We start from the raw sequence: 23,561 nt of genomic DNA on the forward strand, positions 1-23,561 counted from the left end.
AGACGAGAAGTGGATGAACAGTCCGCGATCCGGCGGTCTGAGCCCTGTCCCACCCCCGTGCTCGCGGGCACCCTGGTCGTGTGAGAGTCGCGGTCGTCACCGAGTCATTCCTCCCGCACATGAACGGGGTCACCGGATCCGTCCTCCAGATCCGGGAGCACCTCCAGCGCCGCGGGCACGACGTGTTCGTGGTCGCCCCGGGGGTCAGGCGGTACGACCTCGGGATGCCGGGCCGCGCCGTCGCGTCGATCCCGCTCCCGAAATACCCCGCTGTGCGGCTCGCGGTCCCGCCCGCGGCCTCGATCGCGCGCGACCTCGCACGCTTCGATGCCGACGTCGTCCATCTCGCCTCGCCCTTCCTGCTGGGGTGGCAGGGCGTTATCGCCGCCGAGTCGCAGCGTCTGCCGAGCGTCGCCGTCTACCAGACCGACGTCATCGCCTATGCGGGGCGATACGGCGTTCCGCAGGCCACCGCGCTCGCCGAGGCGCAGGTGCGACGACTGCACCGGCGGGCCACTCTCACCCTCGCCCCCTCCGAGGCCGCGCGCGTCCAGCTCGCGGCGCTCGGCGTCGACCGCGTCGGCCTGTGGGGGCGCGGCGTCGACGGGCAGCGGTTCACCCCCGAGCGACGCGACGAGGCCTGGCGTGCCCGCATCGCCCCCGGCGAGGTCATCGTCGGGTACGTCGGTCGGCTCGCCCCCGAGAAGCAGGTGGAGGATCTGATCGCGCTCCGGGGGACCCCCGGCATCCGTCTCGTCATCGTCGGCGACGGCCCTGCGCGGGCATCGCTGGAGCGGCTCCTCCCGGAAGCCGTCTTCCTCGGACACCTCGACGGTGACGCGCTCGCGACGGCCCTGGCGTCGTTCGACGTCTTCGTCCACCCCGGCGAGAGCGAGACGTTCGGGCAGACCATCCAGGAGGCGCAGGCCAGTGGGGTCCCCGTGGTCGCGACGGGGACCGGCGGCCCGGTCGACCTCGTCCGCAGCAGCGTCGACGGATGGCTGTACCGTCCCGGGGACGCCGACGACCTGCGCGCTCGTGTCGTGGACCTCGCGGGCGACGACGCGAAGCGCCGCGCCTTCGCCCACGCCGCGCGGACCGCGGTCGCCGGACGCACATGGGACGCGCTCGCCGAGCGCCTGCTCGAGCACTACGACCGTGCCGCCGTCCTCCATCGACGGGATGCCGGGCGTCGCGTCGTCGCATGGCCCCGGCCGGACACGGTCGCCCGACCTGCACCTGCGCGTCGATGGTCCCGCTATGTCGCGCTGGGGGACTCGATCACCGAAGGTCTGTGCGACACCTCCCGGATGCCGGCGGGGTCGTTCCGCGGCTGGGCGGACCGGCTGGCGCACCTGCTCGCACTGAGCGGCGGGGCTACCCGGCCGTTCCGCTACGCGAATCTGGCGGTCCGCAGCCGCCGGGTCTCCCACCTGGTCGACGAGCAGCTGCCGCGATGCCTGGAGCTGCGTCCAGACCTCGTCTCGATCCTCATCGGAGCCAACGACCTCGTCCAGCCCGTGTGCGACCCCCTCTCCCTCGCGGCGGAGGTGGAGGATGCCGTCACGCGGCTCCAGAGCGCCGGGTGCGACGTGCTGCTGGCGACGATCTTCCTGCCCGACCGGCTGGCCGCGCGCGTGTTCACGCGGCGGTTCGCGGTCTACAACGCCCGACTACGTGCGGTCGCCGCCCGCACCGGGGCAACCCTTCTCGATCTCGCTGCGGACGTCGATCTCGCGAGGGTCGACGTCTGGGCGGACGACAAGGTGCACCTGCGTTCCCGCGGGCACCGCTCCGTCGCCTACCGCGCTGCTGAGGCGCTCGGCGTGCCCCACGCCGACGCTCTCGCCGACCTCGACGAGGCGTTCCACGTCGATGAGGACCCGCCGTCCTCCGGTACCTGGTTGCGCCGCGATGCCCTCCCGTGGATGTGGCGTCGGCTGCGGGGACGGACGGCAGGCGACGGCCGCTCCGCGAAGCTGCCCGACTACGTCGTCGTCGGGCGCCCCACGGGACACGCGGACGTCCGCCGGTAGCGGGCGGTCAGCGCACCCAGCGGTACTCCGCCTCAGGGCGGCCGGGAGTCCCGTAGCGCTGCGCACGCTCGGCGCGCCCCGCCTCGGCGAGGTGTTCGAGGTAGCGTCGCGCGGCGACCCGCGACATCCCGAGACTGTCGGCGGCCTCTCTCGCGGATGCCGGTCCGGACCGCAGGAGCGCGCTCACCCTGTCCAGTGTCTCGGCGGACAGGCCCTTCGGAAGGGTGGGGGTCGGCGAGGTGCGGAGGGCGCCCACCATCGCATCGATCTCGGCCTGGGTCGCCGTCCCCGCGGCTAGCGAGAGTCGCTCGCGGAATCGCAGGTACTGCATCATCCGGTCGCGGAAGTCGCTGAAGGTGAACGGTTTCACGAGGTACTGCGCGGCGCCGAGGGCGATCACCTGACGGACGACCTCGGAATCCCGAACGGAGGTGATGGCGATCACATCGACGGTGCCGGTGCGCGCCCGCAGGTGGCGGAGGACGTCGAGACCGGAGCCGTCGGGCATCGTCATGTCGAGGAGGACCAGATCGATCTCGCCCGCACCGGGGCTGCCCAGGAGCGCGGACAGGGCAGCGCGCGCGCCCGTGCACTCCGCGACGACCTCGAAGCCGTCGAGCCGCTCGACGTAGCCGCGGTGCAGTTCGAGGGTCAGAGCGTCGTCGTCGACGAGCATGACGCCGATCATGCGTCACCCCGGGGGAGGATCACGCGGAAGGTCGTCGGGTCGGAACGCAGGGAGATCGTGCCCTCGGCTTCGTCGACGATCGCGCGGACGAGGGCGAGCCCGACGCCTCTTCCCGCCTTGCCCGCAGGCTTCGTCGAGAACCCGTGCTCGAAGATGCGGTCCGCGATGTCGGCGGGGATCCCGGCTCCGCTGTCGGCGACCTCGAGGGCGAGCTCGTCCTCGGTCGTGCGCGTCATCTGCACGTCGACCCATCGCGGCGGGGGAGCGGATGCCGCGGCATCCAGCGCGTTGTCGATGAGGTTCCCGACGACCGAGACCGCGTCGACCGGGGAGAGGACCGAGCGCTGAGCATCGGCGTCGATGCGTGCGCGCCACTCCACGCCGCGCTCGGCCGCCTGCGACGCCTTGCCGAGCAGGAGCGCACCGACGGTCGGATCACCCTCACGGCGAGCCGCGACCTGGTCGACGAGGAGCTGACTCTGCCGCGCGTCCTCGGAGAGGATGTCGATCGCCTCGCGCGTGCGTCCGAGTTCGAGCAGGGCGATGGCCGTGTGCAGGCGGTTCCCGTGCTCGTGGGTCTGCGCGCGGAGCGCGTCGCCGAGTGTCCGCATCGACTCGTAGGACGAGACGGCGTCGCGGACGGCCCCGGCGGGCAGGTCGCCCGCGACCCTCCGTGTCACCCGACGGGCGTAGACCGCGCCGGCGAGTCCCGCCGCCGCGAGGAGGACGGCGATGGCGACGGCGACGAGGATCCGCGGGCCGAGCGCCTCCGTGATCGAGCCGATCGTGACGCCGACCGAGACCCGTCCGACCACGACGCCGTCGGACAGGACGGGCGCGATGGTGCGGACCGACGGTCCGAGCGTGCCGGTGAACTCCTCCGTGAGCGTGGCCGTCCCGGTCGGGATCGTCCCGATGTACGTCTTGCCGATGCGAGCCGGGTCCGGATGGGTGATGCGGATGCCGGCCGGGTCCATGATCGTGACGAAATCGACGCCGGCGTCCTTCGTGACCGCCTCGACCTCGGGCTGCAGGAGGCTCGTCGCCGCGGTGCGGTCTCCGCGCGCGAGGGCCTCGGCGACCCCGGTGCTGTCGGCGATCGTCTCGGCGACGGCGCGGGTGACGCGCTCCGCCTCGGCGCGGGCGGCGCGCTGTCCCTCCCACAGAAGGATCCCCGCGATCGCCAGCGACAGGATCACGACGGCCGCGGCGACGGCGAGGAACACGCGGGATGCCGCGCTCGCTGCGCCTGACCGGGCCACATCGCCTCCTCTCGTCGATCTGCGACCAATACGACCACAACTGCTCCGGCGCGTGCACACCCGGCACGCTGATCCTCGTCGACACCGCCGTCGACTCCGACAACGACTGTCACCCAGGAGAGATCATGGCCCTCACATCCTCGTTCCGGCTCCCCGGATACAACCCGCGCCGGGGCAAGCAGGCGTGGGACAAGCACACGTGGCTCTACGTCTCCGTCATCATCGCCGTCGTCATCGGCTGCGTCGTCGGTCTGATCTGGCCCGCCTTCGGCGAGTCCCTCGAACCGGTCGGCAAGGCGTTCGTCAACCTCATCAAGATGATGATCGCGCCGATCATCTTCTGCACGATCGTCGTCGGTGTCGGGTCGATCGCGAAGGCAGCCACGGTCGGTCGCATCGGCGGCCTCGCCCTGCTGTACTTCATGGCCATGTCGACCTTCGCCCTCGCGATCGGTCTCGTCGTCGGCAACATCATCCACCCGGGTGAGGGCCTGAACATGCAGAACGCCCAGTACGACGCGGGCGACACGAGCGAGGCGAAGACGACGACCGAGTTCATCCTCGGCATCATCCCGACCACGTTCTTCTCCGCCTTCACCGGCGAGAGCGTGCTGCAGGTCCTCTTCATCGCGCTGCTGGTCGGCTTCGCCCTGCAGAAGATGGGCGCGAAGGCCGAGCCCATCATGAACGCGGTCAAGAACCTCCAGGCCCTTGTCTTCCGCATCCTGGGCATGATCCTCTGGCTCGCCCCGATCGGTGCGTTCGGCGCCATCGCCGCCGTCGTCGGCAAGACCGGGTTCGCGGCGATCGTGAGCCTCGGCATCCTGATGATCGCCTTCTACATCACGTGCATCGTCTTCATCGTGGGTGTGCTCGGCACGATGCTCTACGCCGTCGCCCGGGTCAACATCTTCCAGGTCATGAAGTACCTCGGGCGCGAGTACCTCCTCATCGTCGGCACCTCCTCGAGCGAGTCGGCTCTCCCGCGCCTCATCGCGAAGATGGAGCACCTCGGCGTGTCCAAGCCGGTCGTCGGCATCACGGTCCCCACCGGGTACTCGTTCAACCTCGACGGCACCGCGATCTACCTGACGATGGCCTCGCTGTTCATCGCGACCGGGCTCGGCGCCCCGATGTCGATCCCCGAGCAGATCGGACTCCTCGTCTTCATGATCATCGCGTCCAAGGGCGCCGCGGGCGTCACGGGCGCGGGTCTCGCGACCCTCGCCGGCGGCCTGCAGGCCTACCGTCCCGACCTGGTCGACGGCGTCGGCGTCATCGTCGGGATCGACCGGTTCATGTCCGAGGGGCGTGCGCTCACGAACTTCACCGGGAACGCTGTGGCGACCCTTCTCATCGGAACGTGGACGAAGCAGATCGACCGCGAGCAGGTGGCGGCCGTGCTCGCCGGGCGCCGCCCGTTCGACGAGGCGACGTTGACCGCCCACGGCGTCTCTGATGACACCGGTGCCGTCGACACCTCGGGACTCAACGACGCCGCGCTCGCCGAGGCGGAGGCCAAGGAGGAGCGGGCCCGCGCCCGCCGCGCCGATCTCGGCAGCTGACACGCGACGGTCACGACGAAGGCCCGGACGCCACTCGGCATCCGGGCCTTCGTCATGTCGTGCTCAGCCGCTCTTGCGTCGGAACTCGCGCTTGGTGACCGCACCGTGCGTGCCGTGCACGGCCGAGTCGCCGTCCAGGTGGGCCTCACCCTGCCGGGTGCGCGAGTTCTTCTTCTCGAGCGCCTCGCGGAACTTCCGCTTCATGTCATCGGATGCCGCGCCCGCGGTCTTCTCGTCGTCGCTCATCCCGCAACGATACGCACCGAAGGGGGTGCGCTGATAGGCTGGCTCGGGTTGCCCGCGGTTCTGTTCGCGGCATCCGCTCAACTTCACAGTGAGCTCATGGAGCAGGCCCGGCAGGAAGCTGGTCCCCTGTGGTGGATTCCCATCCCGTTCCGATGGATGGTGGTCTTCGACTGGTGGCCAGCGCAGGCGGACTTCGCGGATGTCTCCGCGCGCCCATAACTGCCTGTTCCTGCTCCTTCGCACGATCTCGTGCGCGAAACGCGCGTGCGAGTCTAAACAAAGAAGGAGAGACCTCTTGGAAGGTCCAGAAATCACCGCCGCCGAAGCCGTTCTCGACAACGGCCGTTTCGGCACCCGCACCGTCCGGTTCGAGACCGGACGACTGGCACAGCAGGCGCAGGGCGCCGTTGCCGCTTACCTCGACGAAGAAACCATGCTTTTGTCGGCCACCAGCGCAGGCAAGCACCCCCGTGAGGGCTTCGACTTCTTCCCGCTGACCGTCGACGTCGAAGAGCGTTCGTACGCCGCGGGCAAGATCCCCGGTTCGTTCTTCCGTCGCGAGGGCCGCCCCTCCACCGAGGCGATCCTCGTCTGCCGCCTCATCGACCGGCCGCTGCGCCCGTCGTTCGTCGACGGCCTCCGCAACGAGGTCCAGATCGTCGTGACGGTCCTCTCGATCGCACCCGGCGAGTACTACGACGCACTCGCGATCAACGCGGCCTCCGCGTCGACGCAGATCTCCGGTCTGCCCTTCTCGGGCCCGATCGCCGGTGTGCGCCTCGCGCTCATCCCCGGCCACGGCGAGCACGCCGACCAGTGGGTCGCGTTCCCGAACCAGGCTCAGGTCGAGGAGGCCGTCTTCGACCTCATGGTCGCCGGTCGCGTCCTCCCCGACGGCGACGTCGCGATCATGATGGTCGAGGCCGAGGCCACCGAGAACAGCTGGAACCTCATCAAGGGCGGCGCCGTCAAGCCGAGCGAAGAGATCGTCGCAGGCGGCCTTGAGGCCGCCAAGCCGTTCCTCAAGCAGCTCGTCGAGGCGCAGGCTCAGATGGCTGCCTCGTCGTCGCGCGAGCCCGGCGTCTACCCGGTCTTCGCCTCGTACAGCTCCGAGGTCTACGACTTCGTCGCCGGCCGCGCGTACGACGACCTGGTGAACGTCTACCAGATCGCCGACAAGCAGGAGCGTCAGGCAGCCGATGACAAGGTCAAGGACCGCGTCAAGGCCGAGCTGATCGCCGCCGTCGAGGCCGATCAGCTCCCCGCCGGTGCGCCGATCGAGTTCGCTGCGGCGTACAAGTCGGTCACCAAGATCGTCGTTCGCGGCCGCATCCTCTCCGAGGGCGTCCGTATGGACGGTCGTGGGCTCGCCGACATCCGTCCGCTCGACGCCGAGGTGCAGGTCATCCCGCGCGTCCACGGCTCGGCGGTCTTCCAGCGCGGCGAGACCCAGATCATGGGCGTCACCACGCTGAACATGCTCAAGATGGAGCAGCAGATCGACTCGCTGTCGCCCACGACGAGCAAGCGCTACATGCACCACTACAACTTCCCGCCCTACTCGACCGGTGAGACCGGCCGTGTCGGCAGCCCGAAGCGTCGCGAGATCGGGCACGGCTTCCTCGCCGAGCGCGCCCTCGTTCCGGTGCTGCCCAGCCGCGAGGAGTTCCCGTACGCGATCCGTCAGGTCTCCGAGGCGCTGAGCTCGAACGGCTCGACGTCGATGGGCTCGGTCTGCGCCTCGACCCTGTCGCTGCTGAACGCGGGTGTGCCGCTGCGCGCCCCCGTCGCCGGTATCGCCATGGGTCTCGTCTCCGACGAGGTCGACGGCCAGACGCGTTACGCCGCGCTGACCGACATCCTCGGCGCCGAAGACGCTCTCGGTGACATGGACTTCAAGGTCGCCGGAACGAGCGAGTTCATCACGGCCATCCAGCTCGACACGAAGCTCGACGGCATCCCGTCGTCGGTGCTCGCCGCCGCGCTGACCCAGGCCAAGGAGGCTCGCCTCACGATCCTCAACGTCCTGAACTCGGCGATCGACGCTCCCGACGAGATGGCGCCCACCGCGCCCCGCGTCATCAGCGTCCAGATCCCCGTCGACAAGATCGGCGAGCTGATCGGCCCCAAGGGCAAGACGATCAACGCGATCCAGGACGAGACCGGCGCGCAGATCTCGATCGAGGACGACGGCACCGTGTACATCGGCGCCGTCGACGGTCCCTCGGCAGAGGCCGCCCGTGCGCAGGTCAACGCGATCGCCAACCCGACCAACCCCGAGGTCGGCGAGCAGTTCCTGGGAACGGTCGTCAAGATCGCGACCTTCGGTGCGTTCGTCTCGCTCCTGCCGGGCAAGGACGGCCTGCTGCACGTCAGCGAGGTCCGCAAGCTCGCCGGCGGAAAGCGCGTCGAGAACGTCGAAGACGTGCTCGGTGTCGGACAGAAGATCCTCGTGCGCATCACGAAGATCGATGACCGCGGCAAGCTCTCGCTCGAGCCCGTCGTCGAGGAGTCGGCTCCGGCCGGCGACGCGGCGGCCGAGGCGCCCGCCGAGGCCTGAACCACGCTCTGGCGAACGCCCGTCCTCTTCGGAGGGCGGGCGTTCGTCGTGTCGGGACGCTCAGTCGATCCGGTGGGATCGAACCGTTATGGAAACGTCACCCGTTGTCTCGCGCGCGTCCGCGTCGGGTCTGAGGGCTGTTCTACCCTCGGAGGGAGCGCATCGGAGGATGCGTGGGCACGCGAACCCCCGAGCGCTCCGCAAGGAGACGGGTATGGCAGCGTTCGAGACGGCGGATCAGGCGTCGCCGACGGTCGTGCCCGGCATCCACCCCTCCGGTCCGCTTCCCGTGCACGGTGCGCCGGTCGGCCGCAACATCCGCGTTCCGCTCGGCGAGACCGGGTTCTCGGTGTTCCCGCTCGTCCTCGGCGGTGCGGAGTTCGGCTGGCACGTGGACCTCGCCGCGGCGCACGCGATTCTCGACCGCTACGTCGAACGGGGTGGCAACGCCGTCCACACCTCCGACAGCTACGCGGCGGGCCGCAGCGAGCACGCGATCGGTCGCTGGATGGCCGCGCGTCGCAACCGCGACGACCTCGTCCTCACGGTCAAGGTCGGCCGCGGCGCCGACAACCCCGGACTCGGGTCCGTCAACCTCGTGCGCGCGGTCGAGGCATCCCTCACCCGGCTCGGCACCGACCGGATCGACATCCTCTCGCTCGACGGCACCGCCGACCGCACGACGCTCCTCGAAGACACCCTCGCCACGGCGGAATGGCTCGTGGAGACCGGTAAGGTGCGGGCCATCGGTGCCGCGGGCTACCGCGCCGCCCAGCTCGTCGAGGCCCGCATCCTCTCGGCCGCGGGATATCCCCGGTTCACGGTGCTCGACGTGCCGTACAACGTCCTCCGCCGTGACGAGTTCGACGGCGACCTCCGCCTCGTCGCCGGCGCCCAGGGCATCGCTGTGACGCCTTCGCAGGCGTTGGAGCACGGCTACCTCTCCGGCGTGCATCGGGCTCGCGACCGGGTCGGCGGCTCGGTCCGGGGGCGGCAGCTGGCAGCCAGCATGAACCGTCGCGGCGCCCGCACGCTGCGCGCCCTCGACCGCATCGCGGCGGAGCTCGCCGTTCCTCCCGCGGCGGTCGCGATCGCCTGGCTGCTCGCGCAGCGTGTCGTCGTCGCGCCGATCGTCAACGCCTACGCGGTCGCGCACGTCGAGGAGCTCGTCCAGGGCGTCGGCGTGCACCTCAGCCGCGCGCACCTCGCCGAGATCGCCAGGGCCACCGACTGAGCCTCGGTTAGGCTTGGAGGTACTCCGGGAACGTCCGGGGACCCGGGGGAACCACGATGAAGCGAGCGACCACGTGACGCACTATCTGTACCTGGTGCGGCACGGCGAGCACCTCGACGCGGAGCACGGACTCGCCGACGGACCGCTCTCGCCGCGCGGTCGGCGGCAGGCGGACCTCCTCGCGGACCGCCTGTCGGGCGTTCCGCTGACCGCCGTCTGGCACTCGCCGCTGTTGCGGGCCGCCGAGACGGCACGGGCCGTCTCGGAGCGGCTCCCCGCCGTCGACCCCGAGCCGACCGCCCTTCTGTTCGACTGCGTCCCGAGCGGGATGACGCCCGACACCCCGAGCGTGTACGAGCCGTTCTTCGGGGGAGTGACCGAGGCCGAAGCCGACGCGGGTTCGGCGCAGATGGCGGATGCCGGGGCAGAGTTCCTCGCCCACCGGCCCAACGCCCACGAGCTGCTCATCACCCACAACTTCGTCATCGCCTGGTTCGTCCGAGAGGTGCTGCAGGCTCCGGAATGGCGCTGGCTGACGATCAATCAGGCGCACTGCGGTCTCACCGTGCTCGCTCAGCGTCCCGGGCGGCCGTGGTCCCTCGTGGCCCACAACGACCTCGCTCACCTCCCGGTGGAGCTCCGAACGGGCCTTCCCGACATCCTCTCGGTGTGAGGTGCTGACCGGTCCTCTCCTCGCCGACTGGCTCCCCGTCTCCGCGAGCGCGCTGCTGTTCCTCGTGGTCGCGGCAGGGGTGGCCGGTTGGGTCGACGCCGTCGTGGGCGGGGGCGGTCTCATCCAGTTGCCGGCCCTCGTCATCGGCGTGCCCAAGGACGTCGCCACCCCGTTCATCCTCGGCACCAACAAGCTGAGCTCGTTCTTCGGGACGCTGTCGGCGAGCTGGGTCTACCTCCGACGGGTGAAGGTCCATCTCGTCCTCCTGATCCCGCTCGTCCTCGGGGCGTTCGGCGGCTCGGCCGTGGGTGCCGCGCTCTCGAGGTACGTCCCCCGCGAGGTGCTCACGCCGGTCGTCCTGGTGGCGGTCGTCGCAGTGGGCGTCTACACCCTCCTCCGCCCGAAGATGGGCCTGCACCACGAGCCGCGGCACGCCGAGCGCGTCGCGGTCGTGTGGCGCTCGGGGGTCATCGGCCTCGGCGTGGGGTTCTACGACGGCATCCTCGGTCCCGGCACCGGGTCGTTCTTCGTCATCCTCCTCGTCGGGGTCCTCGGGTTCGGCTTCCTGCAGGCGAGTGTCAATGCGAAGATCGCCAACCTCACCACCAACCTCGCCGCGCTGATCGTCTACGGCGTCCACGGCGAGATCATCCTGGCGCTCGGTCTCGTCATGGCCTGCGCGAACATCACCGGCGGCTTCATCGGAGCCCGGATGGCCACCCGCGGGGGCAACGGGTTCGTCCGTGTGGTGTTCCTCGTCGTCCTCGGACTCCTGGTCGTGAAGCTCGCGTGGGACACGGTCGCCGGGTTTCTGCCCGCCTAGGCTGGAGACATGACGACGCGTGTGGCCCTCGTGGGCGGGACCGGCAAGCTCGGCAGCATCATCGCCGAGGTCATCGCGGCGACCGACGGCTTCGAGACCGTCGCGGTCCTCGGCTCCTCGAGCGATCTCGGCGAGATCGACACCGCCGACCTCGTCGTCGACGCCTCGACGCCGGCCGTGTCGATCGACGTCGTCCGCGCGGCGATCGAACGCGGCAAGAACATCCTTGTGGGGACCTCCGGCTGGTCCGCCGAGCGCATCGCCCTCGTCCGTCCCCTCGTGGATGCCGCGGGCACCGGCGCGGTCTTCATCCCGAACTTCTCGCTCGGCTCCGTCATCGGGTCCGCTCTCGCGGCGGCATCCGCCCCGTTCTTCCCGTCGATCGAGATCGTCGAGACGCACCGTGAGACCAAGGTCGATTCGCCCAGCGGCACCGCCGTCCGCACCGCGGAGCTGATCGCAGCCGCACGCTCCGAGGCCGGCCCGGTCGAGGCCCCGCACGTCGATCAGCGCGCCCGCGGGCAGCAGATCGCGAGCGTTCCCGTGCACTCCCTGCGCCGGCCGGGTGTCGTGGCACGGCAGGAGACGATCCTGTCGGGGCCGGGGGAGTCCCTCACGATCGTCCACGACACGATCGACCCGGCCGCGGCGTATGCCCCCGGCATCCGTGTCGCCCTCGCTGCCGCTCGCGACGCGTCGGGCGTCGTCCTCGGGCTCGATTCGATGATCGACATCGGGATCCGGATGCCGCAGCCCGCCCGTACGTCGCCCGTCGCCGACGGGGACGCCTCGGATCAGGCTGCGGCGGCGACCATCCGATGAGGACGCGTATCGGCGTCGGGATCGTCGCCGTCGTCCTCGTCCTGTACATCGCTCTTGTGGCACAGCGTGCGGTGCTGCTGTTCACGAGCGGCGACGCCGTGGGCATCGCGATGGGCGTCGCGCTCGTGCTGCTTCCCGTCGTCGCCGTCTGGGCGCTGTGGCGCGAGCTGAGCTTCGGCGCGGGCGCGGAGCGGTTGGGGCGACGGCTCGAGGCGGAGGGCGCCCTGCCCGCCGAAGAGCTCGCGCTCCGGCCCAGCGGCAGGCCCGTCCAGGCCGAGGTTGACGCCCTCTTCCCCGCGTACCGCGACGCCGTCGAGGCGAACCCGACGGATTGGCGCGCCTGGTACCGGCTCGGGCTCCTCTACGACGGAGCAGGCGACCGTCGGCGCGCCCGCGGCGCGATCCGCACCGCGATCTCGCACGAGCGCGCCGAACGGCGCCGCTGAGTCCTCAGACCGCCGCGGCCACCGCGTCCTCGACGGTCGGGTGGTGGAACTCGAACCCGGACTCGAGGAGCACCGCAGGCACGACGTGCGAGTCGGTGGCGAGGAGCGCGTCGACGGCGTCCTTGCCCAGGACCAGTCGGATCGCCCACAGGGGCGCCCGGAGCAGGTACGGCCGGTTCAGGCGACGCGCGAGCGCGAAGCCGAGGTCGTTCGCCGTGGCACGCTCGGGCCCGGTCAGGTTGACGGGTCCCGTGATGCCGCGGTCCATGACGTGACGGATGCCTCGGATCTCGTCATCGAGCGAGATCCACGGCCAGACCTGGGTCCCGCGTCCGAGCGGTCCCGACAGTCCGAGCTTCGTGAGCAGCAGCAGCGGCTTGAGGACGCCGTCGCGGTGCACGACCGGGGCGGTGCGCAGGAGCGCCGTACGAGCGCCCGACGCGACGGCGGCAGCCTCCCACTCGCCGCACAGCTCGGACAGGAATGCGTCACCGCGCGGACCGGTCTCGTCGAACGTGCGCCCGTGTCCGTCGGGCGGGTAGTACCCCGACGCCGACGAGCTGACGAACAGAGGCGCATCCTCGCCGAGCTCCCGCAGTGCGCGAGCGAGCGTCTGCGTCGGGCGCAGGCGCGACCAGACGAGCTGCTTCTTGTACGAGGCCGTCCACGGGAAACGTCCGATGGTCGCGCCGTTGAAGTTGACGACAGCTTCTGCGCCTGCGAGCACCTGAGGATCGAGCGCCTTCTCACCGGGCGACCAGGTGACCTCGTCGGGGCCTTGGACCGGGTGGCGGACGAGCCGCGTGACAGCGTAGCCGTCGGCGACGAGGGAGTCGATGAGGGCGCGTCCGATCAAGCCCGACGCGCCCGAGACGACGACGCGGCGCTCAGGCAAGCGTCGCCTCGAGCGTGATCTCGATGCCCGACAGGGCTGCCGAGACGGGGCATCCGGTCTTCGCCTCGTTCGCGATGCGGTCGAAGTCCTCGGCCGAGAGGCCGGGGACGGATGCGCTGACGTTCAGGTGCGAGCCCGTGATGCCGGTCCCCGGGATGAAGGTGACGGAGGCCGTCGTCTCGACGCTCTCAGGCGGAGTGCCGTTCTCGGCCAGGGCGTTGGAGAGAGCCATGCTGAAGCACGACGAATGGGCTGCTGCGATGAGCTCCTCGGGCGTCGTCACCGACGTCGATCCCTCGCTGCGGGCCTTCCAGTTCACGGGAAGCGGGCCCTGGTTGGAGCTCTCGAGGGCGACCTCGCCCGACCCTTCGAACAGGGTGCCCTTCCAGCTGGTGGTGGCTTCGCTCGTGACGCTCATGGTGTCTCCTCTGTCGTGGTCGTGACGAATCGCTGCCGAGCATATGCCTCGCGGATCAGCGGGCGATATGTCTTGACGAGGAGGGGGAGGGGACTCAGGCGGTGCGGCCGACGAGACCGACGCGCTGCAGGAGGAGCCACAACTGGCATCCGAGGCACAGGCCGAACACCGCGTTGAGGAATGCCGCCATGAACGCCAACGCCGCCGCGATCGGCAGGGCGAGCGGAACGCCGAGCACGTGGAGCACGAGGCCGATGGTCGTGACGAACAGGCCGACGCCCTGCGCGAAGCGCGGCGGGCGCGGGTCTTCGAGGTCGGTCGGGGGAGCGAGGCGCGGCTGGATCGCACGGCGATAGAGCACGCTCCACGGCGCGGTGCGCGGTGAGACGACGCCCCAGAGGAACAGGAGGGCGATGACGAGCACGGCGAGGAAGCCGGGATCCGCGACGCGGGCGCCGATCGGCGCCATCTCGATCGTCCACGCGCGTCCACCAATGAAGGCGAAGTCCCCGATGGGCTGATAGGCGAACCAACCGAACGACGCGGAGCCCTGAGTAGAGATGCCCATCAGCGCGAGGAGCGTCGCGATGAGCAGCAGCACAGCGGTGATGGATGCCGCGAAGCGCGGCCCCCGGGGATCGATCCCTCGCACCTCAGCCACGGTCGGCTCCCGTCGTCACGCGGTCCAATTCCATCTCGACGACCTGGCGACCCGGAACTCCGCCGAAGCGGGAACGGACCATGCCGTCCTTGTCGAGGATGAGGGTCGTCGGAGTCTGCAGGACGTGGAAGTGCTGAGCGATGTCGACGCGGTGCGTGAGATCGACGTTCAGGTGCAGGACGCCGTCGCGGTCGTCGGCGATCTCGCGCAGCGTGCGGTGGACGCCGGGGCACCGGCTGCACATCTCGGTGCTGAACTGCAGCAGCGTCGCGGTCTCGCCGAGGCGTTCGGCCCCGAGGCGGGTGGGTTCGACGATCTCGCGGGGGTCGAAGGGGCGCGGCCGGTTCTGCCGCCACCGCAGGGTCAGACCGATGCCGACGGTGACCACGAGGAGCGCGGTCAGCACGAGGATGGCGGGAAGGAGATCCATGACCGCTCCACAGTAGTCCCGCGTTCGGTGTCGCGGCTCGCGCGACGTCATGTGTGACGAGCCCGGCGGGTAGTGTGTGAGCCGTGAGTGAGCGCCCCGAAAGCCCCGAGATCGAGTTCCGCAGCGATGTCACGGTCGAGCTGGTGCGATCGTCCGCCTCCGACAGCGACGTCCTCTTCGCGGCACGCGTGTCGACCCAGGGCGAGCAGACCCTCGCAGCGGCGGCCGACGGGTCCGAGGCGACGGGGCGCGACCGCGGCCTCATCAACTACCTGATGCGCGATCGGCACGGCTCGCCGTTCGAGCACAACTCGATGACCTTCTACGTGCAGGCGCCGATCTTCGTCTTCCGCGAGTTCATGCGCCACCGCATGGCGTCGTACAACGAGGAGTCGGGTCGGTACCGCGAGCTCCGCCCCGTCTTCTACGTCCCCGCGGCCGAGCGCAACCTCGTGCAGGTCGGCAAGCCCGGCGCGTACAACTTCCTCCCCGGATCCGACGAGCAGGTCGAGCTCGTCGCCCGCGAGACGCGCGAGGCATCCGTGGCCGCTTTCGAGAGCTACCAGCGGATGCTGGATTCCGGCATCGCCCGCGAAGTCGCCCGCATCGTCCTGCCGCTCAACATCATGTCGTCGATGTACGTGACGGTGAACGCGCGATCGCTCATGAACTTCCTGTCGCTGCGCACGACCCGTGAGGGGACGCACTTCCCGTCGTTCCCGCAGCGCGAGATCGAGATGTGCGCCGAGAAGATGGAGAACGTCTGGCGGGAGCTCATGCCGCTGACGTACGCCGCGTTCAACGCGAACGGGCGAGTCGCCCCCTGACGATCGACGCGTCCTAGGCTGACGCGCATGAACCGCACCGCACTCGTCACGGGCGCGAGCTCCGGGATCGGAGCCGAGTACGCCCGGCAGCTGTCCGCGCGCGGCGCCGACGTCGTCCTCGTCGCGCGCGACCGTGCGGCCCTCGAGGCCCTCGCCGCCGAGATCGACGAACGCGGCGGGCATGCCGAGGTCCTCGTCGCGGACCTCCTGGACCCGGGCCAGCGGCACCGTGTCGAACAGCGACTCGAGCAGGGCGTCGACCTCCTCGTGAACAGCGCCGGGTACGGACTGTCCCTCGGGTTCGCGTCGAGCGACATCGAGGACGAGGTTCGTCACCTCGAGCTGCACGTCGAGGTCACGATGCGGCTCACCCGGGCTGCGCTCCCGGCGATGATCGCGGGCGGTCGGGGCCGCATTCTGAACATCGCGTCCGTCGCGGGACTCATCCCGCGGGGGACGTACGGCGCGGCCAAGGCGTGGGTGGTGAGCTTCAGCCGCTGGGCGAACGCGGTCTACGCGCCGAAGGGCGTGACGGTGACGGCCGTCTGCCCGGGCTTCGTCCACACGAACTTCCACGAGCGCCTCGGCATGCCGCCGGGGGAGGAGGGCGTCGCACGCTGGATGTGGCTCACCGCCCGGCAGGTGGTGCGCGCGTCTCTGAGGGATGCCGCGCACGGCCGGGCCGTCAGCATCCCGTCCCTCCGGTACAAGGCGCTCGTCGCCGTGTCGCGCCTGCTGCCCGACCGCCTCGTGGTCGCCGCCGCCTCCCGCGGCCGCTGACGCGAAAGACCGGTCCGTCCCGCGACGCCCCGGGGAACAGGGGTGTGGCACGGCGCGTCGTTTCTACGACCGGTCTTTCGGTCCGGGATGCCGCACGTCGAGGCTCCTCCCCAGTCAGCCGACCTCGGGATCGGTCCACAGGGGAGCCCGTCCGATCGTCGCCCTCGGGGGTGGTTCCGCACACTCGACCGGGTGAGCCGCTCAGCCGTCGATGTCGTCGTCGCGCACGGCGGTGTCGCGCGAACCTCGACTCTTCGAGCTGCCGGAGTGACGGATGCCGCTCTCCGAGTCGCTGTTCGACGGGGCGCTCTCGTTCGGGCGCGTCAGGGCGTCTACGCCGTCCCGGGCACGTCGCCGGTCGTTCTGGCCGCGCTCGGATGCCGCGGCCGGCTCGCGTGCGTCAGCGCGGCTCGACATCACGGAGTGTGGACCCTCGACGGCGGCCCTGCGTCACCACCCCATGTCTGGATCGACCCCGACCGGCATCCGTCATCCGTTCCGCCGGGGTTCATCGTCCACCGGGACGGGAGGGGCGAGCCCGACGCCCTCGTCGCGGTACGCCTCGCCCACTGCCTCGCGCAGATCACTCGATGCGCCGGAGCGGAGGCGTTCCTCTGCGCACTCGAGTCCGCGCTCCGGCACCGGCTGCTGACCCGCGCGGAGCTCGACGGGTTGCGGGCCACGGTGCCCGTCGGCATCCGACCGCTCATCGACATCGCGCGGGGCGATGCTGACAGCGGGCTCTAGACCCTGATCCGCTACCGGCTCCACCTCCTCGGGATCGGCTGCCTCACCCAGGTGGCGATACCGGGCGTCGGTCGAGTCGACATCGTCGTCGGCGACCGTCTCATCATCGAGGCCGACGGCCGCACCCACGACGGGGAGGGGCGTCACCGCGACCTCATCCGGGATGCCGTCGCCGCGACGCTCGGTTTCACGACCCTCCGGTTCGACGCCGCCCTGATCCTGCACGACTGGCCGACCGCCGAGGCCGCCATCCTCGCGGTCCTCGCCCGGGGAGATCACGAGTCGGACTTCGGCCGTCGGGTCCGGGCGTCCTCCTGACGCGCCGGAGTCGCGAAAGACCGATTTTCGTCCGCAGCACCCCGTGAGGGCACCGTCGAGGCCGGCGCGCCCGTGACCCGACCGGTCTTTCGCCGCGCGACCTCACCCCCACCGAACCCCGAACACGGCCGACGGACGCCGACCGGTACCCTGGGAACCATGACGCACTCCGCCAATCCGTTCGGTCAGGTGCTCGTCGCGCTCGTCACTCCGATGACGGCCGACGGCGAGGTCGATTGGCCGGCCGTCGAGAAGCACATCGACGACGTCATCACCGGCGGCGCCGACGGCATCGTCGTGACCGGGACGACCGGTGAGACCAGCACGCTGACGGATGCCGAGAAGCTGAAGCTCGTCGAGGTCGGCAAGTCCGTGTCCTCGGGCCGCGCGAAGATCATCACGGGCGGCGGTTCCAACGAGACCGCGCACGCGATCGAGCTCTACAAGGCGAGTGAGAAGGCCGGCGCGGACGGCATCATGATCGTCACGCCGTACTACAACAAGCCGACGCAGGCGGGCATCCTCACGCACTTCCGCCTCGTCGCGGACGCCACCGACCTGCCCGTGATCCTCTACGACATCCCCGGACGCACCGGTGTGCCCATCAAGTACGAGACGATCCTGCGCCTCGCCAAGCACCCGAACATCCTCGCGGTCAAGGACGCCAAGGGCGACTTCAGCGAGGTGAGCCGGGTCCTCAACCAGACGGACCTGCTCTACTTCTCCGGCGATGACGCGAACGTCCTCCCGCACTTGTCGATCGGGGCCGCCGGTCTCATCGGCGTCACGGCGAACATCACGTCCGCGCCCTACCGCGTGATCGTGGATGCCGTCAATCGTGGTGACCTCGCGACGGCGACCGCCGCGCACCAGAAGCTCGAGCCCCTCGTCCGCGCCGTCATGACGCACGTGCCGGGCACCGTCAGCGCGAAATACATCCTCCACGGCCTCGGCCGCATCTCCAGCCCCCGCGTGCGCCTGCCGCTCGTGGGCCCGGAGGAGTGGGAGGCCGCCCTCATCGAGGACGAGCTCGATCTCGTGAAGGACATCCAGGGCGCCGACTTCTCCAATTTCCGACCTGATCGCAATGCCGCTGCCGGCGGCGCCCTTCCGAAGGTGCATGGAACCACTCGATGAGCAACCCCGTCTCCGCCCCGAACCCGCTCGAGCCCGGAACCCTCCGGGTGACCCCCGTCGGCGGGCTCGGTGAGGTCGGTCGCAACATGACCGTCTTCGAGTTCGACGGCAAGCTGCTGATCGTCGACTGCGGCGTCCTCTTCCCCGAGGAGCACCAGCCCGGCGTCGACTTGATCCTCCCCGACTTCGAAGCGATCCGCGGTCGCCTCGACGACATCGTCGGCGTCGTGCTCACCCACGGCCACGAAGACCACATCGGGGCGGTGCCCTACCTCCTCAAGCGCAAGGGCGACATCCCCCTCATCGGCTCGCAGCTGACTCTCGCCCTCGTCGAGGCGAAGCTCAAGGAGCACCGGATCAAGCCGTACACGCTGACGGTGAAAGAAGGCCAGCGCGAGCAGGTCGGCCCGTTCGACCTCGAGTTCGTGGCCGTCAACCACTCCATCCCCGATGCCCTGGCCGTCGGCATCCGGACCCCCGCGGGCCTCGTGCTGGCGACGGGTGACTTCAAGATGGACCAGCTTCCGCTCGACGGCCGGCTCACCGACCTCCGCGCGTTCGCCCGCCTCGGCGAGGAGGGGGTCGACCTGTTCCTCGTCGACTCCACGAACGCCGACGTCCCGGGGTTCACGCCGCTCGAGCGTGCGATCGGGCCGGTGCTCGACCAGGTGATCGGCAAGGCACCGCGTCGCGTGATCGTCGCGAGCTTCTCGAGTCACGTGCACCGCGTCCAGCAGGTCATCGACGCCGCTGCCGCGCACGGCCGTCGCGTCGCCTTCCTCGGGCGTTCCATGGTCCGCAACATGACGATCGCCGAGCAGCTCGGGTACCTGAACGTGCCCGACGGTGTGCTGATCGACTACAAGAAGGCCAAGGACCTCCCCGACGATCGCATCGTCTACATGTCGACCGGCTCGCAGGGAGAGCCGATGGCGGTCCTGTCGCGCATGGCGAACCTCGACCACGCCATCGAGCCGGGGGAGGGCGACACCGTCATCCTCGCCTCGAGCCTCATCCCGGGCAACGAGAACGCGGTCTACCGCGTCATCGACGGACTGACCAAGCTCGGCGCCAATGTCGTCCACAAGGCGAACGCGAAGGTCCACGTCTCGGGTCACGCCGCCGCCGGCGAGCTGCTCTACTGCTACAACATCCTGCAGCCGAAGAACGTGCTCCCCGTCCACGGCGAGTACCGCCATCTGATGGCGAATGCGAAGCTCGCCCAGGACAGCGGCATCCCTGCAGAGAATACGATCATCGCCGAGAACGGCACCGTCATCGATCTCAAGGACGGGGTCGCCAACGTCGTCGGTCAGCTCGATCTCGGCTTCGTCTACGTCGACGGCTCGTCGGTCGGTGAGATCACGGATGCCGACCTCAAGGACCGTCGGATCCTCGGCGAAGAGGGCTTCATCTCCGTCATCGTGGTGGTGGATGCCGCGTCCGGCCGTATCATCACGGGTCCTGAGATCCACGCTCGCGGGTTCGCCGAAGACGATGCCGTGTTCGACTCGGTCAAACCGAAGATCGCGCAGGCGCTGACCGAGGCGGCCCAGTCGGGGGTCCGCGACCAGCACGCCCTGCAGCAGGTCGTCCGTCGCACGATCGGCCGCTGGGTGAACCAGTCGCTGCGTCGCCGTCCGATGATCGTGCCGATGGTCATCGAGGCCTGACCCGCTGAAAGGGCTCGCCCGCCCGCTAGCATTCGGGCATGCCCGAGTCCTGGACGCTCCGCTCTGCCTCGCAGGCCGACGGCGTCTTCCTGGGTGAGATGGTCGTCGAGGCCGCTAATTGGCGGCCGGGGCCGCCGCGTCCGCGCCACGACGTCCTCGCCGATCCGTTCCATAGTCGCTACCTCGCGGGGTGGATGCGCCCTGGGGACGTCGGCTTCGTCGCCGTGGCCGGGGCGGAGGACATCGGCGCGGCCTGGTATCGCACGCTGCCGCGCATCGAGTCGGGATTCGGCTATGTCGGGAGCGGCGTGCCGGAGCTCATCATCGGCGTCAAGCCTCTCTGGCGGTCCCACGGAGTCGGACGCGCGCTGCTGCGCCGATTGTGCGAGACCGCGCGATCCGAAGGGCGTGCACGGATCAGCCTGTCGGTGGAGCGCGGCAACTTCGCTCAGGTGCTCTACCGGACCGAGGGTTTCGCGGTGACGCGGAGCGGCATCGGCCGCGACACGATGGTCAAGCGCCTCGGCTGACGCCGAAACCCGCGTCAATCCGGCGACATGTCGGACATGCCGCCTACCGTGGAAGCTATGCCCAGGAGCAGTAGTCCGACCAGCAAACCCCGCGCGACCGCGTCGGGCTCCTCGGCGCGGGCCAAGAAGGCCGAACCGACCCCGCGGCGCAAGGCCGAGCCGGCGCCGCGCCATTACGTCGACGACGTCGACCGCCCCCCTGTCATCGTCCGCGCCTGGCTGGGGCTCGCGCACGTCGCCGGGGGCATGTTCCGAGCCTTCGGATCGGAGTCGCTCGAGAAGGATCAGCGCCGCGACGGGTTCCCCTTCCTGCTCGTCCTGATGGCCATCGCCGGGGCCGTCGTGGAGTGGTTCCTGATCGGCACCGACGTGGGAACGAACATCAGCGCCTACAGCGTCGGCGCCCTCATCGGCCGCGAGGCGTTCGTCTTCCCCGTCATCCTGCTGCTGCTCGCCGGGTGGCTGTTCCGGCATCCACCGTCCGTGCACGACAACGGTCGCATCGGCATCGGCGCCGGACTCTTCGTCCTCGTCGTCGCAGGCTTCTGCCAAGTCGCCGGAGGACGTCCGCAGCCCAGCGAGGGTCTCGTCGAGCTCAGCGGCGCCGGCGGCCTGTTCGGATGGGCGATCGGTGAGCCGCTGACGGTCATGACGGAGATCGGGGCGGGCATCGTCCTCGGTCTCCTAGCGCTCCTGAGCGTCCTGATCCTCACGAAGACGCCTCCGAACCGCATCGGGCAGCGCCTCGGCGACCTGTACGCCTGGATGTTCGGTGCGGAGCGTCCCGAACGTGACGCGGCGCCGACGAAGGGCGAGACCGGCCCCACGGTCGCGTTCGACGCCCCCGAGGACGACGGCGACTCCCTGCCGTGGTGGCGCCGCAACAAGTCGGGCCGCGAGGAGGACGCCGACGGCGGCCTCGGTGCCGACGACCTCACCGCCCTGCTCGAGGCGAGCGGCGACGGCAGCTTCGACAACCCCGTCACCACTCCGACGCCCGCCGTCATGCCCGACGCGGTCACCGAGATCATCGCGCCCGCACCCCCGCGCAGACCGGGCCGCAAGCGCGACGCCACGCCCGAGGCCCCGCCCATCCCGCCCGTGCCCGACTTCGTCGCCGCGAACCTCGACTCCGTCGACCCGGATGCCGGCGACTACCGCCTTCCGTCCGCCGACGCTCTGGCGGCCGGTACGCCGCACAAAGCCCGTTCCGAGGCGAACGACGCGATGGTGCGCGCCATCATGGGCGTCTTCGAGCAGTTCTCGATCGACGCGAAGGTGACCGGGTTCTCGCGCGGTCCGACAGTGACGCAGTACGAGATCGCGCTCGGTTCCGGCGTCAAGGTGGAACGGATCACGGCCCTCACCAACAACATCGCCTACGCCGTCGCCTCCAACGAGGTCCGCATCCTCGCGCCGATCCCCGGCAAGAGCGCGATCGGGGTCGAGATCCCGAACACCGACCGTGAGATCGTCACCCTGGGCGACGTGCTGCGCTCGCCCAACGCCCAGCAGGCGACGCACCCCATGACGATCGGCATCGGCAAGGACGTCGGTGGCGGGTACGTCGTCGCGAACCTCGCGAAGATGCCCCACCTGCTCGTCGCCGGTTCGACCGGCTCGGGTAAGTCGAGCTTCGTGAACTCGATGATCACGAGCCTCCTGATGCGCGCGAAGCCGTCGGACGTCCGCATGGTCCTCATCGACCCGAAGCGCGTCGAGCTCACGTCCTACGCCGGCGTGCCGCACCTCATCACCCCCATCATCACGAACCCGAAGAAGGCGGCCGAGGCGCTGCAGTGGGTCGTGAAGGAGATGGACATGCGCTACGACGACCTCGCGTCGTTCGGCTTCCGTCACATCGACGACTTCAACCGGGCCGTCGTCGCGAACGAGATCCAGCTCCCCGCGGGCAGCGAGCGCGTCCTCAAGCCCTACCCGTACCTCCTCGTGGTCGTCGACGAGCTCGCCGACCTCATGATGGTCGCCCCCCGCGACGTCGAGGATTCGATCGTCCGCATCACGCAGCTCGCCCGTGCCTCCGGCATCCACCTCGTCCTCGCGACGCAGCGGCCCTCGGTCGACGTCGTCACCGGTCTCATCAAGGCCAATGTGCCGTCCCGTCTCGCCTTCGCCGTGACGAGCGTCACCGACTCCCGGGTCATCCTCGATCAGCCCGGTGCCGACCGACTCATCGGTCAGGGCGACGGTCTGTTCCTTCCGATGGGTGCGTCCAAGGCGGTCCGCGTGCAGGGCGCCTGGGTGGCCGAGAAGGAGATCGAGAAGGTCGTGGGCCACGTCAAGAATCAGGCGCGACCCGAGTACCGCAAGGACGTCGAGGCGATCGTCGAGAAGAAGGAGATCGACGCCGACATCGGTGACGACCTCGAGCTCCTCCTGGCGGCCGCCGAGCAGATCATCACGACGCAGTTCGGCTCGACCTCGATGCTGCAGCGCAAGCTCCGCGTCGGGTTCGCCAAGGCCGGCCGGCTCATGGATCTGCTCGAGGCGCGGGAGATCGTCGGCCCGTCCGAGGGGTCGAAGGCTCGCGACGTGCTCGTGACACCCGACGAACTCCCCGCCGTCCTGGCACGACTGCGAGGCGAGGAGCCGCCCGAAGATGCCGCGCCCGCCGCCGCCCCCGCTGCTGCCGCGCTCGCAACGGATCCCTACGGCCCTGACGCCGTCACGGAGCAGTTCGAGGGCTACGAGGTCGTCGAGTCCGAGGGTGATGAGGATGCCTGGGGCCTCACCGGCCGCGACTGACGTCGGCTGTGCGGCTCGGTAGGC

Annotated in this window: 23 protein-coding genes; 16 read left to right on the top strand and 7 right to left on the bottom strand. The window is 70.0% G+C overall.

All coding sequences use genetic code 11. The features are described 5' to 3' along the window. Nucleotides 1-80: 80 nt before the first annotated feature. The gene (locus tag ABCU91_RS07180) at nucleotides 81-2,036 is read left to right on the top strand and encodes a GDSL-type esterase/lipase family protein (RefSeq protein ID WP_406922263.1); all 1,956 of its coding nucleotides are present in this window, start codon (nucleotides 81-83) and stop codon (nucleotides 2,034-2,036) included. A 7-nt stretch (nucleotides 2,037-2,043) separates the two neighbouring features. Here the strand turns inward: ABCU91_RS07180 and ABCU91_RS07185 are convergent, their stop codons facing one another. Further along, on the bottom strand, nucleotides 2,044-2,724 hold the full coding sequence (locus ABCU91_RS07185; RefSeq protein WP_406922262.1) for a response regulator: 681 nt from the start codon (nucleotides 2,722-2,724) through the stop codon (nucleotides 2,044-2,046). Further along, a complete protein-coding gene (locus tag ABCU91_RS07190) occupies nucleotides 2,721-3,986 on the bottom strand; it encodes an ATP-binding protein (RefSeq protein WP_413355325.1) in 1,266 nt (421 codons plus the stop codon). Before ABCU91_RS07190 ends, ABCU91_RS07185 begins: the two co-directional genes overlap by 4 nt. Nucleotides 3,987-4,111: 125 nt before the next feature. Between ABCU91_RS07190 and ABCU91_RS07195 the strand changes: the two genes are divergently transcribed. Then, nucleotides 4,112-5,551, top strand: coding sequence for a cation:dicarboxylate symporter family transporter (locus ABCU91_RS07195; protein ID WP_413355387.1), 1,440 nt, complete (start codon nucleotides 4,112-4,114; stop codon nucleotides 5,549-5,551). A gap of 63 nt (nucleotides 5,552-5,614) precedes the next feature. On the opposite strand, the gene ABCU91_RS07200 is transcribed toward ABCU91_RS07195, so the two are convergent. Further along, on the bottom strand, nucleotides 5,615-5,797 hold the full coding sequence (locus tag ABCU91_RS07200) for a DUF5302 domain-containing protein (RefSeq protein ID WP_413355327.1): 183 nt from the start codon (nucleotides 5,795-5,797) through the stop codon (nucleotides 5,615-5,617). Between the two features lie 295 nt (nucleotides 5,798-6,092). Between ABCU91_RS07200 and ABCU91_RS07205 the strand changes: the two genes are divergently transcribed. From ABCU91_RS07205 to ABCU91_RS07230, 6 genes are all read left to right on the top strand, one after another. Continuing rightward, nucleotides 6,093-8,357 (top strand): polyribonucleotide nucleotidyltransferase, encoded by a 2,265-nt coding sequence (locus ABCU91_RS07205; protein WP_413355328.1) that lies wholly within the window; start codon nucleotides 6,093-6,095, stop codon nucleotides 8,355-8,357. Between the two features lie 214 nt (nucleotides 8,358-8,571). Continuing rightward, on the top strand, nucleotides 8,572-9,591 hold the full coding sequence (locus tag ABCU91_RS07210) for an aldo/keto reductase (protein ID WP_406922260.1): 1,020 nt from the start codon (nucleotides 8,572-8,574) through the stop codon (nucleotides 9,589-9,591). Nucleotides 9,592-9,664: 73 nt separating this feature from the next. After that, nucleotides 9,665-10,264, top strand: a complete 600-nt coding sequence (locus ABCU91_RS07215) for a histidine phosphatase family protein (RefSeq protein WP_406922259.1) — start codon at nucleotides 9,665-9,667, stop codon at nucleotides 10,262-10,264. A 1-nt stretch (nucleotide 10,265) separates the two neighbouring features. Next, a complete protein-coding gene (locus tag ABCU91_RS07220) occupies nucleotides 10,266-11,087 on the top strand; it encodes a TSUP family transporter (RefSeq protein ID WP_413355329.1) in 822 nt (273 codons plus the stop codon). A 9-nt stretch (nucleotides 11,088-11,096) separates the two neighbouring features. After that, entirely contained in the window at nucleotides 11,097-11,909 is an 813-nt protein-coding gene (gene dapB, locus ABCU91_RS07225; RefSeq protein ID WP_413355330.1) for a 4-hydroxy-tetrahydrodipicolinate reductase, read from the top strand. Next, a complete protein-coding gene (locus ABCU91_RS07230) occupies nucleotides 11,906-12,355 on the top strand; it encodes a tetratricopeptide repeat protein (RefSeq protein WP_413355331.1) in 450 nt (149 codons plus the stop codon). The genes dapB and ABCU91_RS07230 overlap by 4 nt, the downstream gene beginning before the upstream one ends. A 4-nt stretch (nucleotides 12,356-12,359) precedes the next feature. Here the strand turns inward: ABCU91_RS07230 and ABCU91_RS07235 are convergent, their stop codons facing one another. From ABCU91_RS07235 to ABCU91_RS07250, 4 genes are all read right to left on the bottom strand, one after another. Continuing rightward, a complete protein-coding gene (locus ABCU91_RS07235; RefSeq protein ID WP_413355332.1) occupies nucleotides 12,360-13,250 on the bottom strand; it encodes a TIGR01777 family oxidoreductase in 891 nt (296 codons plus the stop codon). After that, nucleotides 13,243-13,668, bottom strand: coding sequence for an OsmC family peroxiredoxin (locus tag ABCU91_RS07240; RefSeq protein ID WP_091352375.1), 426 nt, complete (start codon nucleotides 13,666-13,668; stop codon nucleotides 13,243-13,245). The genes ABCU91_RS07235 and ABCU91_RS07240 overlap by 8 nt, the downstream gene beginning before the upstream one ends. A gap of 94 nt (nucleotides 13,669-13,762) precedes the next feature. Then, nucleotides 13,763-14,329 (bottom strand): DUF4395 domain-containing protein, encoded by a 567-nt coding sequence (locus ABCU91_RS07245; RefSeq protein WP_413355333.1) that lies wholly within the window; start codon nucleotides 14,327-14,329, stop codon nucleotides 13,763-13,765. Further along, nucleotides 14,322-14,759 carry a TlpA family protein disulfide reductase gene (locus tag ABCU91_RS07250; RefSeq protein WP_091352384.1) on the bottom strand — a complete coding sequence of 146 codons (438 nt, stop codon included), beginning with the start codon at nucleotides 14,757-14,759 and terminating at the stop codon, nucleotides 14,322-14,324. The genes ABCU91_RS07245 and ABCU91_RS07250 overlap by 8 nt, the downstream gene beginning before the upstream one ends. 83 nt (nucleotides 14,760-14,842) lie before the next feature. On the opposite strand from ABCU91_RS07250, the gene thyX reads away from it, so the two are divergent. The 8 genes from thyX (at nucleotide 14,843) to ABCU91_RS07290 (ending at nucleotide 23,537) form a co-directional block, all read left to right on the top strand. Continuing rightward, nucleotides 14,843-15,586 (top strand): FAD-dependent thymidylate synthase, encoded by a 744-nt coding sequence (gene thyX, locus ABCU91_RS07255; protein WP_413355336.1) that lies wholly within the window; start codon nucleotides 14,843-14,845, stop codon nucleotides 15,584-15,586. Nucleotides 15,587-15,613: 27 nt separating this feature from the next. Continuing rightward, a complete protein-coding gene (locus ABCU91_RS07260) occupies nucleotides 15,614-16,366 on the top strand; it encodes an SDR family NAD(P)-dependent oxidoreductase (RefSeq protein WP_413355338.1) in 753 nt (250 codons plus the stop codon). 192 nt (nucleotides 16,367-16,558) lie between these two features. Then, nucleotides 16,559-17,113, top strand: a complete 555-nt coding sequence (locus tag ABCU91_RS07265; protein ID WP_413355339.1) for a type IV toxin-antitoxin system AbiEi family antitoxin domain-containing protein — start codon at nucleotides 16,559-16,561, stop codon at nucleotides 17,111-17,113. 51 nt (nucleotides 17,114-17,164) lie between these two features. Next, entirely contained in the window at nucleotides 17,165-17,431 is a 267-nt protein-coding gene (locus ABCU91_RS07270) for a DUF559 domain-containing protein (protein WP_413355340.1), read from the top strand. Between the two features lie 159 nt (nucleotides 17,432-17,590). Beyond that, the gene (gene dapA, locus ABCU91_RS07275; protein ID WP_413355341.1) at nucleotides 17,591-18,568 is read left to right on the top strand and encodes a 4-hydroxy-tetrahydrodipicolinate synthase; all 978 of its coding nucleotides are present in this window, start codon (nucleotides 17,591-17,593) and stop codon (nucleotides 18,566-18,568) included. Then, nucleotides 18,565-20,241, top strand: coding sequence for a ribonuclease J (locus ABCU91_RS07280; RefSeq protein WP_091352397.1), 1,677 nt, complete (start codon nucleotides 18,565-18,567; stop codon nucleotides 20,239-20,241). The genes dapA and ABCU91_RS07280 overlap by 4 nt, the downstream gene beginning before the upstream one ends. A 38-nt stretch (nucleotides 20,242-20,279) precedes the next feature. Further along, the gene (locus tag ABCU91_RS07285; RefSeq protein ID WP_413355343.1) at nucleotides 20,280-20,771 is read left to right on the top strand and encodes a GNAT family N-acetyltransferase; all 492 of its coding nucleotides are present in this window, start codon (nucleotides 20,280-20,282) and stop codon (nucleotides 20,769-20,771) included. 57 nt (nucleotides 20,772-20,828) lie between these two features. Next, nucleotides 20,829-23,537, top strand: a complete 2,709-nt coding sequence (locus ABCU91_RS07290) for a DNA translocase FtsK (protein ID WP_413355344.1) — start codon at nucleotides 20,829-20,831, stop codon at nucleotides 23,535-23,537. The last annotated feature ends 24 nt before the right edge of the window (nucleotides 23,538-23,561 follow it).

It is taken from the genome of Microbacterium phoenicis (assembly GCF_047302325.1).
In the GTDB taxonomy this organism is placed as follows: domain Bacteria; phylum Actinomycetota; class Actinomycetes; order Actinomycetales; family Microbacteriaceae; genus Microbacterium.